This window comes from Bradyrhizobium nanningense (assembly GCF_004114535.1).
In the GTDB taxonomy this organism is placed as follows: Bacteria; Pseudomonadota; Alphaproteobacteria; order Rhizobiales; family Xanthobacteraceae; genus Bradyrhizobium; species Bradyrhizobium nanningense.
Map to the genome: position 1 here is coordinate 127,711 of NZ_LBJC01000002.1, position 15,646 is coordinate 143,356.

At 65.8% G+C, this 15,646-nt stretch carries 13 protein-coding genes; 4 read left to right on the forward strand and 9 right to left on the reverse strand.

Annotation, left to right across the window (positions count from 1 at the left end; genetic code table 11):
* Position 1 precedes the first annotated feature (1 nt).
* Positions 2–1,606, forward strand: coding sequence for an L-aspartate oxidase (locus tag XH84_RS00615; RefSeq protein WP_128916680.1), 1,605 nt, complete (start codon positions 2–4; stop codon positions 1,604–1,606).
* Positions 1,607–1,617: 11 nt separating this feature from the next.
* On the forward strand, positions 1,618–2,493 hold the full coding sequence (gene nadC, locus XH84_RS00620; protein ID WP_128916679.1) for a carboxylating nicotinate-nucleotide diphosphorylase: 876 nt from the start codon (positions 1,618–1,620) through the stop codon (positions 2,491–2,493).
* A 125-nt stretch (positions 2,494–2,618) separates the two neighbouring features.
* Here nadC and XH84_RS00625 read toward each other — a convergent pair whose 3' ends face one another.
* From XH84_RS00625 to XH84_RS00640, 3 genes are all read right to left on the reverse strand, one after another.
* Positions 2,619–4,073 (reverse strand): cell wall hydrolase, encoded by a 1,455-nt coding sequence (locus XH84_RS00625; RefSeq protein ID WP_164935892.1) that lies wholly within the window; start codon positions 4,071–4,073, stop codon positions 2,619–2,621.
* Between the two features lie 605 nt (positions 4,074–4,678).
* Positions 4,679–7,627 (reverse strand): pyruvate, phosphate dikinase, encoded by a 2,949-nt coding sequence (gene ppdK, locus XH84_RS00635; RefSeq protein WP_164935891.1) that lies wholly within the window; start codon positions 7,625–7,627, stop codon positions 4,679–4,681.
* A gap of 96 nt (positions 7,628–7,723) precedes the next feature.
* Entirely contained in the window at positions 7,724–7,879 is a 156-nt protein-coding gene (locus XH84_RS00640) for a DUF3096 domain-containing protein (RefSeq protein ID WP_018648785.1), read from the reverse strand.
* A 227-nt stretch (positions 7,880–8,106) separates the two neighbouring features.
* On the opposite strand from XH84_RS00640, the gene XH84_RS00645 reads away from it, so the two are divergent.
* Positions 8,107–8,460 (forward strand): DUF1236 domain-containing protein, encoded by a 354-nt coding sequence (locus XH84_RS00645; protein ID WP_128916675.1) that lies wholly within the window; start codon positions 8,107–8,109, stop codon positions 8,458–8,460.
* Between the two features lie 291 nt (positions 8,461–8,751).
* Here the strand turns inward: XH84_RS00645 and glyS are convergent, their stop codons facing one another.
* The 6 genes from glyS to XH84_RS00675 all read right to left on the reverse strand — a co-directional run bounded on the left by glyS (position 8,752) and on the right by XH84_RS00675 (position 14,392).
* Positions 8,752–10,851 (reverse strand): glycine--tRNA ligase subunit beta, encoded by a 2,100-nt coding sequence (glyS, locus tag XH84_RS00650; RefSeq protein WP_128916674.1) that lies wholly within the window; start codon positions 10,849–10,851, stop codon positions 8,752–8,754.
* Positions 10,851–11,789: a glycine--tRNA ligase subunit alpha gene (locus XH84_RS00655; RefSeq protein WP_128916673.1), complete on the reverse strand. Its 939-nt coding sequence runs from the start codon at positions 11,787–11,789 to the stop codon at positions 10,851–10,853. Before XH84_RS00655 ends, glyS begins: the two co-directional genes overlap by 1 nt.
* A 196-nt stretch (positions 11,790–11,985) precedes the next feature.
* Entirely contained in the window at positions 11,986–12,177 is a 192-nt protein-coding gene (locus XH84_RS00660) for a hypothetical protein (RefSeq protein ID WP_074122886.1), read from the reverse strand.
* A gap of 104 nt (positions 12,178–12,281) precedes the next feature.
* The gene (locus tag XH84_RS00665) at positions 12,282–13,190 is read right to left on the reverse strand and encodes a S49 family peptidase (RefSeq protein ID WP_128916672.1); all 909 of its coding nucleotides are present in this window, start codon (positions 13,188–13,190) and stop codon (positions 12,282–12,284) included.
* Between the two features lie 214 nt (positions 13,191–13,404).
* On the reverse strand, positions 13,405–14,172 hold the full coding sequence (locus XH84_RS00670; RefSeq protein WP_128917154.1) for a tRNA1(Val) (adenine(37)-N6)-methyltransferase: 768 nt from the start codon (positions 14,170–14,172) through the stop codon (positions 13,405–13,407).
* Positions 14,165–14,392, reverse strand: a complete 228-nt coding sequence (locus XH84_RS00675; RefSeq protein ID WP_126260423.1) for a putative signal transducing protein — start codon at positions 14,390–14,392, stop codon at positions 14,165–14,167. The genes XH84_RS00670 and XH84_RS00675 overlap by 8 nt, the downstream gene beginning before the upstream one ends.
* A gap of 132 nt (positions 14,393–14,524) precedes the next feature.
* Here XH84_RS00675 and XH84_RS00680 point away from each other — a divergent pair, with 132 nt between their 5' ends.
* Positions 14,525–15,532, forward strand: a complete 1,008-nt coding sequence (locus XH84_RS00680; RefSeq protein ID WP_128916671.1) for a polyprenyl synthetase family protein — start codon at positions 14,525–14,527, stop codon at positions 15,530–15,532.
* The last annotated feature ends 114 nt before the right edge of the window (positions 15,533–15,646 follow it).

Here is a 15,646-nt window from a genome sequence, read left to right on the forward strand (position 1 = left end):
GATGACCAACAACATCCACAACCTCACCCGCACCGACGACGTCGTCATCGTCGGCGGCGGCCTCGCTGGACTGTTCTGCGCGCTGACGCTCGCGCCGCGGCCGGTGACCTTGATCTCGGCCGCGCCGCTCGGACAGGGCGCATCATCCGCATGGGCCCAGGGCGGCATCGCCGCAGCCGTGGCCGAGGGCGACACGCCGGAAGCGCATGCCGCTGACACAATCGCGGTCGGCGGTGGCCTCGTCGACGAGGCGGTCGCACTTGGGATCGCGCGCGAGGCCGCGCCTCGCATTCACGACCTGCTCGCTTACGGCGTGCCGTTCGATCGCGATCTCGAAGGCAGGCTCGCCGTCGGACGCGAGGCGGCACATTCGGCCCGGCGCATCGTGCATGTGCGGGGCGACGGCGCGGGTGCCGCGATCATCGTGGCGTTGGGCGAAGCGGTGCGCCGCACGCCGTCGATCCGCCTGGTGGAGGGATTTGTCGCCGAGGCGTTGTTGACAGAGAACGGTGCCGTCACCGGACTTCAGTTGCGCGAAGCGGGCAGTCCCTCTGCGCTGCCGCTCCTGCTCGCCTCGCGCGCGGTGGTGCTTGCCACCGGCGGCATCGGACATCTCTATGCCGTCACCACCAATCCGCTCGAGGCCAGCGGCTCCGGCCTTGCCATCGCCGCCCGCGCGGGTGCCGTGATCGCCGACCCCGAATTCGTGCAATTCCACCCGACCGCCATCATGACCGGAGGCGATCCGGCGCCCCTCGCCACCGAAGCCTTGCGTGGCGAAGGCGCGACGCTGGTCAACGGCAACGGCGAGCGCTTCATGACGGCGCGCCATCCGCTCGCGGAGCTCGCGCCACGCGACATCGTGGCCCGCGGCGTGTTCGCCGAGATCGCGGCTGGGCGCGGCGCCTTCCTCGATGCACGCCAGGCGCTCGGCGCGCGCTTCGCTGACAAATTTCCGACCGTGCATGCGAGCTGCATCGCCGCCGGCATCGATCCAGAGACACAAATCATCCCGATTGCGCCCGCAGCGCATTACCACATGGGCGGCATCGCGGTGGACGGGCGCGGCCGCAGCTCGATCGACGGGCTCTGGGCCGGCGGCGAGGTGTCGTCGACCGGCGCACACGGCGCCAACCGGCTCGCCTCGAATTCGCTGCTTGAGGCCGTGGTCTACGCCGCGCGCATCGCCGACGACATCGCCGGCCGCGTTCTCCCCTCGCCTGCCCGCCTCCCCGACGCACCGGTCGCTCCGCGCGGCGGCACGCCCGATGCCGCAATCGTGAAACGGCTGCGGGCAATGATGAGCGCGGATGTCGGCGTGGTCCGCCAGGGCGACGGTCTCACGGAAGCCGTGCACCACTTCGCCACGCTCGAACGCGAGGCGACGAGCATCGCACTGCGCAACATGGCGGCGTCCGCCCTGCTTGTCGCAGCCTCGGCGTGGAGCCGGCGCGAAAGCCGCGGCGCGCATTTCCGTATCGACCACCCGACGGATGTGCCCGCGCTGGCGCAGCGAACGATGACCAATCTCGCCGCCGCGCGCAAGGTCGCCGAAAGCCTGAGCGAGCGGCCAGTACCACGCACCGCCCAGCCCATGATTGCCTGAAGGAAGCCCAGATGACCCCGACCTCACTGCTCTATCCCGACGCCTTCCTCTCGCCGCTCGCAATGGACACGGCCGTGCAGCGCGCGCTCGACGAGGACCTCGGCCGCGCCGGCGACATCACCTCGCTCGCGACCATCCCGGAAGCGACGAGGGCCCAGGCGATCCTCGTTGCGCGCGAGTCCGGCGTGATCGCAGGCCTGCCGCTCGCGCTTGTGACGCTGCAAAGACTGTCGCCCGACATCGAGGTGCGCGCGCATGTCCCTGACGCCGCACGCGTTGCCCGCGGACAGCAGGTGCTGACGATCTCCGGGCCCGCGCGCGCCATTCTCACCGCGGAGCGGTGTGCGCTGAACTTCGTCGGCCGCCTGTCGGGCGTTGCGACGCTCACGGCGGACTATGTCGCACGCACCGAAGGCACCAGCATGCGCATCTGCTGCACGCGCAAGACCACGCCGGGGCTCAGGGCGCTGGAAAAATACGCGGTGCGGTGTGGCGGCGGCTTCAACCACCGCTTCGGCCTCGACGATGCGATCCTGATCAAGGACAACCACGTCGCGGTTGCCGGCGGCATTCGTCCGGTGCTGGAGCGCGCCCGCAGCCACGCCGGCCATCTCGTCAAGATCGAGATCGAGGTCGATACGTTGTCGCAACTGCGCGAGGTGCTCGACACCGGGCTGGCCGACGCCGTGCTGCTCGACAACATGGATCTTGCGACGCTGCGTGAGGCTGTCAGGCTCAATCAGGGCCGCCTCAAGCTGGAGGCGTCCGGCGGAGTCACGCTGGACTCGATCGCCGCCATCGCCGCGACCGGCGTCGACTATGCGTCGGCCGGTGCGCTGACGCATTCGGCCCCGAATTTCGACTGCGCGCTGGATATCGAGATGTGATTGGCGCTCTAACGCCTCCACAACGTCTTGGCCGGGCTTGTCCCGGCCATCCACGCATTGCCACACGGCACGGAGAACGTGGATGCCCGGGACAAGCCCGGGCATGACGACCTCTTTTTGAACGTTTACCTCCGCTCGCTCACGCCCATCTCCGCGGAGCTCTTGGCTTCCTGCACGAGCTCGGCGGAGAGCGCGGCGGTCTGGGCCGGCGTGCCCCAGCTCGGTTCCTCGCTGCCGTCGCCCCAGGCGCGCGGGCGGTAGAAGGTGTGCACGCCGGTCTTGTACATCTTCTTCATCTCGGCGACCCAGGACGGGCGCACCCAATAGGCGTGGTAGTGCGTGGACTTGCCGACCTCGGGCAGCCAGATCTGGCCGTCGAGCATGGCCTTCGCGATCTTCTTGGCACGCTCCCACATCTCGGGCTCGCGGATCACGTCGGGATTGTTGTCGCAGGCAAAGGTGAACTGACAGGCAAGATGACGGTGCTTGTTCTGATAGACCGCCCCGCACACGGTGTCGGGATATTTGCCTGAGAACACGCGGTTCATCACGACTTGCGCCACGGCCATCTGGCCGCGGACGGCCTCGCCGCGGGATTCGAAATAGACCGCTTCGGCAAGGCACTTCTCGGACTTCGCGCGCGACTTGTCGTCGAGCCCGAGCCGCTCCGCCGGCGACCTCGTGCGCTGGTTGTCGGCATTGACCTCGCCCTTCGGCGCAACGCTCTCGCCGCTCTCGATGTCCTTGGCGATCTCCGCTGTAGGCGGCGACAGCGAGGCCGTCACCTTCATATCGGGGTCAGGCATCACGATCAGCGGCTCGGCGCCGGGTTGCCAGCTCTCGATGCTCTCCAGATTGCCGCCGAGCGAGGAGCTGCCGAAGAACAGGTTGGAGGTCTTGACGCTGAAGGGATCACGCACCGGCGTCGTCGGCGCGGTGGTCCGCTTGAGCGCCTCGAGCGGCGCGGTCGCGAGCGCGCGCGCAGCGTCGCTGGCCCGCGGCGCATTGGTGTATTGGGGCAGCGGCGGCGCGCGGAGCGCCTCCTGCAGTTCCGGATCGAGCGCGGCCGCGGATTCCGGCGACATCACCTGTGGCAGGGCGGCAGTCTTGGCGCCGAACACCGAACTGTTCGACGTCGCGGGATCTTCCTGCGCCGGTGCCGCTGCGGGCGCGGTCGCCTCGGGAGCCTGGCCCGGTGTCATTGTTGCGAGGCGATCACCCTTCATGGAGCGATCGACCTTGGGAAAGTCGGAAGCCTGGTAGCGCGGCGCAGCCTGCAGCGCCGGATTGCGGCTGATCGCGCCGGTGACGTCGCGGCCATCGAGGCTCGCCAGGCGAACCATCGCGCTCTGTGGAACCGAGGTGCCAAGGGGACGCGAAAAACTGTAGGTGGCGAGCTGGATCGAGGACGCCGCGGAGAACACCTGCTTCTGCCAACGCTCGGCGACGCCGGGTTGGCGCGCCAGCAAGGAGGCAATGTCCTGATAGCCGGTCTCTCTCGGCATCAATGCGAAGATGCAGAGACCGATGCCGAAGGACGCGAACCGCGCGCCCTTCGGATGGTTACGCAACACTGACATCAACACGCTCACGCTACGCTTACGCCAGAAAAATCGAAACGCAGTACATCCGTGCAATTCGATCTTTATCGTAAGTATCCAATTTAGGTTGCCGGGGCGTTAATCGGCGTTGCGCGTGCAGCACACTCAAGCGCACACAGGTGTTTTCACGGAGCGATCACGCACGGTGGCAAATGCGTCGTCACGTGAAGCGGTAAACAAGAAGTCAACGCGAATGGTGAAGGAACTCTTGCCGGCGCGTATCATTACGGGACGCGTGTGAGTTCCGTATTCGCGACAACAACAGGTGTCGTGCCCCGGCTTGACCGGGGCATCCAGTACGCCGCGGCTGATCCTCGCGCTGCCTCTGGAATACTGGATCGCCCGGTCAAGCCGGACGATGACACCGAGTGTGGGGGGCCCACAATCGCGTCATTGCGAGGAGCTCTTGCGACGAAGCAATCCAGGCTGCCTCCGCGGAAAGATTCTGGCTTGCTTCCGCCTTCGCTAAGGCTACGGCGGACAAGTCGCAGCGCTCGCAATGACGATGTGGCGAGAGTATCGCCTCAAACGAAAAGAGGCGGAGCTTGCGCTCCGCCTCTTTCATTCCAGCATTTTAATTCCGCTTACGCCTGGCTCGCGATCTCCTTGCCGAGCGCGGCTTGCGCGGCGGCAAGGCGGGCGATCGGCACGCGGTAGGGCGAGCAGGAGACATAGTCGAGGCCGATATTGTGGCAGAAGGCGACGGAAGCGGGATCGCCGCCGTGCTCGCCGCAGATACCGACCTTGAGCTTCGGGCGCGTCTTGCGGCCGCGCGCGACGCCGATCTTGACCAGCTCACCAACGCCTTCCTGGTCGAGCACGATGAATGGATCCACCGACAGGATGCCCTTCGCCACGTAGGGGCCGAGGAAGCTCGCCGCGTCGTCGCGGCTGATGCCGTAGGTCGTCTGCGTGAGGTCGTTGGTGCCGAACGAGAAGAACTCGGCCGACTGCGCGATCTCGGCCGCGAGCAGACAGGCGCGCGGCAGCTCGATCATGGTACCGACCTGATAGGCCAGCTTGGTGTTGGTGTCGCGCATCACGGCCTGTGCGGTGGCATCGATCCGCGCCTTGACGAGGTCCAGCTCGGCCTTGGTCGCGATCAGCGGCACCATCACCTCGAGGCCAACGGCCTTGCCGGTGCGCCTCTCGGCTTCGACCGCCGCCTCGAAGATCGCACGCGCCTGCATCTCGGCGATCTCCGGATAGGCGATCGCGATGCGGCAGCCGCGGAAGCCGAGCATCGGATTGAACTCCGAGAGCTCGCGCGCGCGGTCAGCCAGGCGCCGCGGGTCGGTGTTCATGGCGCGCGCCACTTCCTCGACCTCGGCGTGGGTGTGCGGCAGGAACTCGTGCAGCGGCGGGTCGAGCAGACGGATCGTGACCGGCAGGCCCTTCATGATCTCGAACAGCTCGACGAAGTCGGCGCGCTGCATCGGCAGCAGTTTTGCGAGCGCCGCGCGGCGGGACTGCTCGTCCTCGGAGAGGATCATCTCGCGCACGGTGCGGATGCGCGTCTCTTCGAAGAACATGTGCTCGGTGCGGCACAGGCCGATGCCTTCCGCGCCGAACTTGATCGCGGTCCGCGCGTCGTCGGGCGTGTCGCCATTGACGCGGACGCCGATCTTGCGGACCTGGTCGGCCCAGGTCATCAGCGTTCCGAACTCGCCGGACAGCTCCGGCTCGATCATCGGCATGCGGCCGGCCAGCACTTGGCCGAGCGAGCCGTCGATGGTGATGACGTCGCCGGTCTTGAACGTGCGCGAGCCGATGCTCATGGTGCCGCGGCCGTAATCGACGCGGATGGTGCCGCAGCCGGAGACGCAGGGCTTGCCCATGCCGCGGGCGACCACCGCCGCGTGCGAGGTCATGCCGCCGCGCGTGGTCAAAATGCCTTCGGCGGCGTGCATGCCGTGGATGTCTTCCGGGCTGGTCTCGATGCGGACCAGGATCACCTTGCGCCCATCGGCCTGAAGCTTGGCCGCCTCATCCGAGGAGAACACGATCTCGCCGGAGGCAGCTCCGGGCGAAGCCGGCAAGCCGGTCGCGATCACGTCGCGCTTGGCGTTGGGATCGATGGTCGGATGCAAGAGCTGATCGAGCGAAGCCGGATCGATGCGGGTGACCGCTTCCTTCTTGGTGATCAGGCCTTCGTTGGCGAGCTCGACCGCGATGCGCAGCGCGGCTTTCGCGGTGCGCTTGCCGCCGCGGGTCTGCAGCATCCACAGCTTGCCCTGCTCGACCGTGAACTCCATGTCCTGCATGTCGCGGTAGTGCTTCTCGAGCAGCGTATAGATCCGCGTCAGCTCCTTGAAGGCCTCCGGCATCGCCGATTCCATCGACGCCTTGTCGGAGCCCGATTCTCTCCGCGCTTCCTCGGTGATGTCCTGCGGCGTGCGGATGCCCGCCACCACGTCCTCGCCCTGCGCGTTGATCAGGAACTCGCCGTAGAGCTTGCTCTCGCCGGTCGAGGGGTTGCGGGTGAAGGCAACGCCGGTCGCCGAAGTCTCGCCCATGTTGCCGAACACCATGGCCTGCACGTTGACCGCGGTGCCCCAGGATTCCGGAATGTCGTGCAGCTTGCGGTAGGTCACCGCGCGCGCGTTCATCCAGGATGAGAACACCGCACCGATCGCGCCCCAGAGCTGATCGTGCGGATCCTGCGGGAAGTCCTTGCCGGTCTCGCGAGCGACGGCGTCCTTGTACTTGCCGACCAGCTCGACCCAGTCGTCGGCGGACAGGTCGGTGTCGAGCGTGTAGCCCTGGCTGTCCTTGAAGGTGTCGAGGATTTCCTCGAAGTGATGATGCTCGAAGCCGAGCACCACGTCCGAATACATGGTGATGAAGCGGCGATAGCTGTCATAGGCGAAGCGGCGGTCGCCCGACAATTCCGCCAGCGCTTCCACGGTCTGGTCGTTGAGGCCGAGATTGAGCACCGTGTCCATCATGCCCGGCATCGAGGCACGCGCGCCGGAGCGCACTGAAACGAGCAGCGGGTTCTTGGTGTCGCCGAAAACCTTGCCGGTCAACTTGCCGACATGGTCGAGCGCCTTCTCAACCTGCGACTGCAATTCCTTCGGATAGGATTTGTCGTGGGCGTAGAAGTAGGTGCAGACCGAGGTTGGAAGGGTGAAGCCCGGAGGCACCGGCAGGCCGAGATTGGCCATTTCGGCAAGATTCGCGCCCTTGCCGCCGAGCAGGTCGCGCATCTCCGTCCGGCCTTCGGCCTTGCCGTCACCGAATGTGTACACCCATTTGCCGGCCTTGATGGCTGCTGGCGCCGCCTTTTTCGGTGCGGGCTTTGCGGCGACCTTCGGCAGAGCCGCCTTGGTCACAGCCTTTGCCGCCGGTTTGGCGGCAGGCTTCGCAGCGGGCTTGGCAGCTGGTTTGGCAGCTGGTTTGGCAGCAGCTTTGGAGACCGGCTTCGGCGCTCTCTTGGCCAGCGCCTTGCGGGCCGGCGGCGCGGCCTTCGCGGCGGCGGAGGACTTTGATTTCGCTGGCATTTTTTTAGGCTTCGAGGCGGCTTTGGCCATAGCTTGCACACAACCTGCGAGAGGAATGGGAAATCGCGGGCCTTACACCATTTTGGGCGGGCCCGCGCAAGTCGGACAGTTCCGAAAAGTGAACGCCTAGAGGTGGAGCCACTTCAGGAGCCCAAGCCCGATCGCGCCGTTCACGATCAGGAAGATCGCGACAATGAGGTTCAACAGCCGCGGCATGATCAGGATGAGCACGCCCGCAATCAACGACAGGATCGGCGAAATGTGGGCGACGGTGATGTGCATGAATTATCTTTCTGTGGAGGGGACGAATCGCAGGCGGATCATAGCGGCCCCGGTTCCGCGAGTAGAGACGCGCAACGGGCGAGGTGAGTTCCGGCCCCACGAAAACTGCCTGAAATTGCCGCGAATGCGGCAGGGCTTTTCCCGGAACATTGCCAACACGCATGCATTGGCCAACCGGCTGCGCCATTGGCGCGTCCGAAAATAGAATCACGTCGAAGGAGTTGTCCATGCGGAACAGGATTCTTGCTCTTGCAGCGCTCGCGGCCGCGATCGGCTCGCCTCTGGCGGCGCAGGCGCAAACCAGTATCACCGTCGGACGCGCGCCCGCCGTGGTCGACAGCGGCCCAACCATCGCCGTCGAGCAGCGGCCGGCCTTCCGCGACTACGTCGTCGAACAGCGTGTGCCGGCCTTCAGCATTCCCGATCGCGTCGTGGTCGGGACCACCTTACCCGAGGCGGGCGTCACCTATTATGACGTGCCGCAACGCTTCGGCGCCACCACCTATCGCTACACCGTCGTGAACGGCGAGACCGTGCTGGTCGAGCCGCGCTCACGCCGCATCGTCGAGGTGCTGGACTGAGGCGGCATCGGACTGAGATCGACTAGATGTCCGGCGCGTCACATCAGGCTGGCGCGAGCAGTTTAGATCGGACATCAGGCCCCGCCCGGTCTTCCCCCCGCCGGGCGGGGCACTTTTTGTGCGACTCTCGCGTGTGCACGCTCGTGTCCCGGGCAAGCGAAGCGCGACCCGGGATCCAGAAGCCAAATGCACCGGACGCGGGATGGGCCCCGGCTCTGCAGCGCACCGCTACTGGACGATGCTGCGCATCGCCAGGGCAGCGCTGCGCTGCGTCCGGGGCACGAGACCAACTTAATCCTGGATCTTCGAGAAATCCGCCACCGCGCGCGTGGCGCTGCGGATCTCGTTCAGGAGCTTCAGGCGGTTCTCCCGCACCTTGGCATCGTCGTCGTTGACGCGAACCTTGTCGAAGAACGCATCGACCGGCGGACGCAGCTTCGCCATCGCACTCATCGCGGCGGCAAAATCCTCCTTGGCGACCGCAGCATTGGCTTCCGCTTTCACCTCGCCGATCGCTTTCGCCAACGCCTTCTCCTCAGCGAGGCTGTAAAGTGCAGCATCCGGCGCGCCGTCGAAGCTGCGCTTGTCCTTTTTTTCCTCGATGGAGAGGATGTTGCCGGCGCGCTTGGTGCCGGCAAGCAGGTTCTTGCCATCGTCGCTGTCGAGGAATTTGCCGAGCGCTTCGACGCGGCGGACGATCACGAGGAGATCGTCCTGACCGCCGAGCGCGAACACGGCATCGACGAGATCGTGACGCGCGCCCTGCTCGCGGAGTTGGACCTTGAGGCGATCTGCGAAGAAGGCGAGCAGATCGCTCGGAAGCCTCGAGGCATCGGCCGGCTTCACCGACAAGCCGGCGAGCGCGGACGCGGCCACCTTCATGAGCGACAGACGCAACGCGTTCTCGGCAATCAGCCTGATCACGCCCAGCGCTGCACGGCGCAGCGCATAGGGGTCCTTGCTGCCCGTCGGCTTCTCGTCGATCGCCCAGAATCCAACCAACGTGTCGATCTTGTCGGCGAGCGCCACCGCCACGCTCACCGGATCGGTCGGCACGCGGTCCGCAGGCCCTTGCGGCTTGTAGTGCTCCTCCGACGCTGCGGCGACGGACGCATCCTCGCCCTGCGCCAGCGCGTAATACTTGCCCATCAGGCCCTGGACCTCGGGGAATTCGCCGACGACCTCGGTCAGCAAGTCGGCCTTGGCGAGATGCGCGGCACGCGTGGTCTTAGCGACATCGGCGCCGACCAGCGGTGCGATCTCCGCGGCGAGGCGCTCGATGCGCTTGATGCGTGCAGCCTGGGTGCCCAGCTTCTCATGGAACACGATCTGCTCGAACTTCGGCAGACGCTCCTCGAGCTTCGTCTTCAGGTCTGTCTCGTAGAAGAACTTCGCATCGCTCAAGCGCGCGCGGATCACGCGCTCGTTGCCGGCGATGATGGTCGCACCACCGTCGGTCGCCTCGATGTTGGCGACCAGGATGAACTTGTTGGCGAGCTTGCCCGTTTTGGGATCGCTGACCACGAAGCACTTCTGGTTGTTGCGGATGGTGGCGCGGATCACTTCGCCCGGAGTCGCCAGGAATTCTGGCTCGAACGAGCCCATCAGCACGACCGGCCATTCGACCAGGCCCGCGACCTCGTCGAGCAGGTTCTGGTCCTCGACCAGCTCGAAGCCTTGCGCGAAGGCGAGCTGCTTGGCATCGGTGAGAATCGCGTCCTTGCGTCTTTCAGGGTCGAGCACGACCTTGGCGTCGAGCAGTTTTGCCTCGTAATCCTCGAAGCGGCGCAGCTGAATTGGCGCCGGCGCGAGGAAGCGGTGGCCGCATGTCGTCTGGCCGGCTTCGACGCCATCCACCGAGAACTTCACGACATCCGGCTCCTCGGTCTCGAGCCCGAAGGTCGCGGTGATCGCGTGCAGCGGGCGCACCCAGTTGAGCGAGCCGGGCTTGCCCGAGCGCGCGCCCCAGCGCATCGATTTCGGCCAGGGGAAGGTGCGGATGATGACGGGCAGGATTTCGGCGAGCACGTCGATCGCATCGCGGCCGGGCTTCTCGATCAATCCGATGTAGAAATCGCCCTTGGGGTCGCGCTGGATCTTGGCCTCATCCAGCGACTTCAGACCCGTTGCCTTCAGAAAGCCCTGCACGGCCGCATCGGGCGCGCCGATTTTCGGTCCGCGGCGCTCGGTCTTCAGATCAGGCTGGCGCGCAGGAATGCCGTGCACGGTGAGCGCAAGCCGCCGCGGCGTCGCGAACGCCTTCGCGCCCTCGTAGACGAGGCCTTCGGCAACGAGCTTGTCGGTGACCATGCGGCGCAGATCGTCCGCCGCCTTCGCCTGCATGCGCGCGGGGATCTCTTCCGAGAACAGTTCAAGCAAAAGATCGGGCATCAGGCCGCTCCGCCCGCTTCAGTGTGGATCCAGGCCTCGCCGCAGGCCTTGGCCAGCTCGCGCACGCGAAGAATGTAGCTCTGCCGCTCGGTCACCGAGATCACGCCGCGCGCGTCGAGCAGGTTGAACACGTGGCTCGCCTTGATGCACTGGTCATAGGCCGGCAGCGCCATCAAATGCTGCTTCTTGTTGCCGCCGTCGCGCCAGCCGGCGTCGAGATATTTCTTGCAGGCCGCTTCCGCCATCTTGAACTGCTCGAACAGCATCGCGGTGTCGGCATATTCAAAGTTATGGCGGGAGTATTCCTGCTCGGCCTGCAGGAAGACGTCGCCATAGGTGACCTTGGCATCACCATCGCGACCGTTGAAGTTGAGGTCGTAGACGCGGTCGACGCCCTGCACATACATCGCAAGGCGCTCGAGCCCGTAGGTGAGCTCGCCCGCAACCGGCGCGCATTCGAAGCCCGCGACCTGCTGGAAATAGGTGAACTGGCTCACCTCCATACCGTCGCACCAGCACTCCCAACCGAGGCCCCAGGCGCCCAGCGTCGGGCTCTCCCAATCGTCCTCGACGAAGCGGATATCGTGCACGGCGGAATCGATGCCGATCGCGGCGAGCGACTTCAGGTACAGCTCCTGAAGATTCGGCGGCGACGGCTTCATGATCACCTGGAACTGGTAGTAATGCTGCATCCGATTCGGATTCTCGCCGTAGCGGCCGTCCTTCGGCCGGCGCGAGGGCTGCACATAGGCGGCGTTCCACGGCTTGGGCCCGAGCGCGCGCAGCGTGGTCGCCGGATGGAAGGTGCCCGCACCCATCTCCATGTCGTAGGGCTGCAGGATCACGCAGCCCTGCTCGGCCCAGAACCGCTGGAGCGCGAGGATGAAGCCCTGGAACGAGCGTTCCGGGCGCATATGGGCGGGCAATGAGGCGTCCATCGTCAGATCAGGCTCTCGCGGGGGTTTTGAATCGCGCGGGACCGTATCGACGGCGGGGGTGGGAATCAAGGCAAAGGGGGCGGATTCGGGCCCAGTTCTCCGTCATGGCCGGGCTTGTCCCGGCCATCCACGACCTTTCTCGATGCACGAAGAACGTGGATGCCCGGGACAAGCCCGGGCATGACGACCAGCGCGGCTAACCCGGCCGATAAGCCCCGGTCACGGGGTCACGTTTCAGCGTCTGGATATCCCCCATGCGGGCGGTTTCAGCGACACGCGACAGGCGCATCTCCTCCAGCTCCTGGTTGATCCTGACAGCGGTCTTGTAGGCCCAGCGGACCACGGCAAGCCCGCCCAGCACGCCCGCGAAAGCGACGAACGGCGGCATCGGTCGATCCTTGTCTAGTGCTCAGCCCCCACGCGCATTCTCGCGCAGTCCGGGCCGCGCCGCAATTGGCATGGCGAGGGCGAAATGGCGCGGGAGGGCGCCGGCTAGAACCCGAATTTCGCCCAAATCGCCCGCGTCTCGACCGCCGAGATCAGATCGTCCGGCAGCCCGGCCATCGATTCCAGGGCCGAAAGCTGCCCCGCGCCGGGCGATTTCCGACCCAAAAGACCGGACAGCAGCCCGGTTGGCTGCGCGATCACGGGGGTGAGAACCTTCTCGCCGTAGCGGGCACGAAGAGTTGAGCGGAGATCGCCGATGCTGTCGGCAAGCCCCAGCGCGACCGAACTGTCGCCGGCCCAGTATTCGCCCGTGAACAGAGTGTCGTCGGAGCCCTTGAGGCGCGCAGCGCGGCTCTCCTTCACCAGCGAAATGAAGATCTGGTGGATCTCGCGCTGGATCGCCTTCAGCTTGGCGACGTCATCAGGATTTTCGGGCAGGAACGGATCGAGCATCGCCTTGTGCGCGCCGGCCGTATAGAGACGCCGCTCGATGCCGAGCCGCTTGATCGCCTCCTGGAAACCGAAGCTGCCGCCGACCACGCCGATCGAGCCGAGGATCGAAGACGGATCGCAAATGATCTCGTCGCCGGCGCAGGCGATCATGTAGCCGCCGGAGGCCGCAACGTCCTCGACGAACACGAGCACCGGCAGCTTCTTTTCCGCGGCGAGCTGCTTGATGCGCAGATAGATCTGGCGCGACTGCACCGGCGAGCCGCCGGGCGAATTGATCACCAGCGCCACCGCCTTGGCGTGACGATACGAGAACGCGCGCTCCAGCACTTTCGCGACTCCTGCAAGCGTCAGGCCGGGGCGCAGCGGCGTCACCGCGCCGATCACACCGGAGAGCCGCACTACCGGCACCACCGCGGCGCCGGGGCGGAAGCGCGCCGGCAGATATTGCATGAGCTTGTCGGCCAGGCCGGAACTCTCACGATCGTTCAATTGTTCGGCCATGCCGTTACCTCTGCTTAACCATTTCTTATCACGCGACTGTCATTGGAAGTGCCCGGAACGTGTTTTGCAGAAACTCCGTTGGGAGGCTGCAATGGGGCAGCGGAGAACACCATGAAAGTCTACCTGCTGATGCTGCTGATCGGTGCGCTGTTCATGGCGATTCGCCTGACGTCTCCACAAGAGCAGCAATCGGAATCGCTTCCCCAATAAGTCGTCAAGGTTCCACCAGCGGCAAGGCCGCTCTCCCCTGCAAAATCTCCGTCATCTCGCTTTTTGACACGCGCGCCTCGTCGTTGAGCATGAGGCCCGGCAGCAATCGCGTCGGGGCCCGGCCACCTTTGACCGCACGCACCAGCACGCGGATCGCGGGCCGCCCCGCTTCGCCGTGAACCGGCAGGATCGAGAGGCTGCCGAAGCCGCGCGACAGTGCCGCCAGGACAGTGGCCAGGCCATCTGCACGCCAGATCAATGTCAGCACACCATTCGATCGGAGGATGCGCCGCGCTGCATGCACCCACGCATGCAGGGTCTCTTCCGTCGCCACATGCGCGATGTGACGCGCCTGATCGGGCGAGCCGCGATGCCGGGCCGGATCGTTGAATGGCGGATTCATCAGCACCACGTCGACGCTGTCGGGCGACAACCCGTTTGACGCAAAAGCGTCGGCGCCGGCCGTGACGTCGAGCACGATCGTCTCGGCGGCAATCGCATTTGCCGCCGCGTTGCCGCGCGCGAGCTCGGCCAGTTCCGGATCGATCTCGACCAGGCTGAGGCCGACACCGGGGACGCGGCGGGCCAGCGCCAGTCCGGCCGCGCCGACGCCGGCTCCGAAATCGACCACGCGATCTCCGGGGCGGGCCTCGGTCGCCGCAGCGAGCAGGATGGCATCATGCCCGGCACGATGGCCGGATCGCTTCTGCTTCAGGCGCAACTGCCCGCCGAGAAAGGCGTCCTCGGTAATATCTGCCGGCGCCTCACTCATCGCCGCGCAGTTCGTGACTGAGGCCGGCTTGGGTGAGGAGTTCCCTCGCCTCCTGGGCATCGTCCTCATGGACGAGGATCCGCCGCGGCAAGATGCCGAGCGAGCCCTCGATGATGCTCATGTTCTGGTCCAGCACCAGATGATGGATATTGGCGCCATCGAGCAGCGCGCCGATCGCCGACACCAGCACCATGTCGTTGGTCCGAACCAGCTCACGCAAATTGCAGGTCTCCTGCCTGAAAAGGGGGCAACGGCAAATGTCAATGGTTCCGCAGCACTTGCCGCATCCGCCGCCAGTTTCTATTGTCTTTCCGTCAGAATAGCCCTTCCGGGGCAAATATTGGAGACCGGCGTGGCCGTCATCGTACCTTTCGAAACTCCCGGCGCGTCGATCGAAGAGCTGGTTGCCCTTGTCGCCCCTGACATGGAGCGCGTCAACGCCACGATCCTGTCGCGGACCGGTTCGGACGTGACCATGATCCCGGAAGTCGCCAACCATCTGATCTCCTCGGGGGGCAAGCGGCTGCGGCCGATGCTGACGCTCGCCATGGCCAACCTCGCCGGCTACACCGGCGACGGTCACATCAAGCTCGCTGCCTCCGTCGAGTTCATGCATACCGCCACGCTCCTGCATGACGACGTCGTGGACGAGAGCGAGATGCGCCGCGGCAAGCTGTCGGCGCGCATGCTCTGGGGCAACGAGGCGAGCGTCTTGGTCGGCGACTTCCTGCTCGGCCAGGCCTTCCGCATGATGGTCGAGGTCGGCTCGCTCCGTGCGCTCGACATCCTCTCCGCGGCGGCCGCCACCATCGCCGAGGGCGAGGTGATGCAGCTTGCCGCCGCCAAGAACACCGCGACCACCGAGGACGAATATCTCGCCGTGATCCGCGGCAAGACCGCCGAGCTGTTCGCCGCCGCCTGCGAGGTCGGCCCCGTCATCGCCAACCGCCCGAAGGCCGAGCAGACCGCCTGCCGCTCGGTCGGCATGAATCTCGGCATCGCCTTCCAGCTCGTCGACGACGTGCTCGACTATGGCGGCAAGAGCGCCAAGCTCGGCAAGAACACTGGCGACGATTTCCGCGAGGGCAAGATCACGCTGCCCGTCGTGCTCGCCTTCCGCCGCGGCAACGACACCGAGCGCGCCTTCTGGATCCGGGCGCTGGAGCGCGGCGAGATCGGCGACAGCGATCTCGATCACGCCCTCGGGCTGATGAACAAGCACCGCGCGCTCGAGGACACGTTGAGCCGCGCCCAGCACTACGGCGCCATGGCCGTCGACGCGCTGGCGCTATTCCCGTCCTCGCCGATGAAGAGCGCGCTGGAGCAGGTCGTGGCGTTCTGTCTGGCACGGTCGCATTAGGCTTTCTGAGTTTCGGCGCACCGCTAGCGAAACACTCGGTGTCGTCCCGGCGAACGCCGGGACCCATACCGCGTGATCTATCGACACAGTGTCGGTGCGAGTACCGATAATAAC

Coding starts and splice junctions, on each gene's coding strand:
- XH84_RS00615 (WP_128916680.1), top strand. CDS start 2: ATGACCAACAACATCCACAACCTCACCCGCACCGACGACGTCGTCATC.
- nadC (WP_128916679.1), top strand. CDS start 1,618: ATGACCCCGACCTCACTGCTCTATCCCGACGCCTTCCTCTCGCCGCTC.
- XH84_RS00625 (WP_164935892.1), bottom strand. CDS start 4,073: ATGTCAGTGTTGCGTAACCATCCGAAGGGCGCGCGGTTCGCGTCCTTC.
- ppdK (WP_164935891.1), bottom strand. CDS start 7,627: ATGGCCAAAGCCGCCTCGAAGCCTAAAAAAATGCCAGCGAAATCAAAG.
- XH84_RS00640 (WP_018648785.1), bottom strand. CDS start 7,879: ATGCACATCACCGTCGCCCACATTTCGCCGATCCTGTCGTTGATTGCG.
- XH84_RS00645 (WP_128916675.1), top strand. CDS start 8,107: ATGCGGAACAGGATTCTTGCTCTTGCAGCGCTCGCGGCCGCGATCGGC.
- glyS (WP_128916674.1), bottom strand. CDS start 10,851: ATGCCCGATCTTTTGCTTGAACTGTTCTCGGAAGAGATCCCCGCGCGC.
- XH84_RS00655 (WP_128916673.1), bottom strand. CDS start 11,789: ATGGACGCCTCATTGCCCGCCCATATGCGCCCGGAACGCTCGTTCCAG.
- XH84_RS00660 (WP_074122886.1), bottom strand. CDS start 12,177: ATGCCGCCGTTCGTCGCTTTCGCGGGCGTGCTGGGCGGGCTTGCCGTG.
- XH84_RS00665 (WP_128916672.1), bottom strand. CDS start 13,190: ATGGCCGAACAATTGAACGATCGTGAGAGTTCCGGCCTGGCCGACAAG.
- XH84_RS00670 (WP_128917154.1), bottom strand. CDS start 14,172: ATGAGTGAGGCGCCGGCAGATATTACCGAGGACGCCTTTCTCGGCGGG.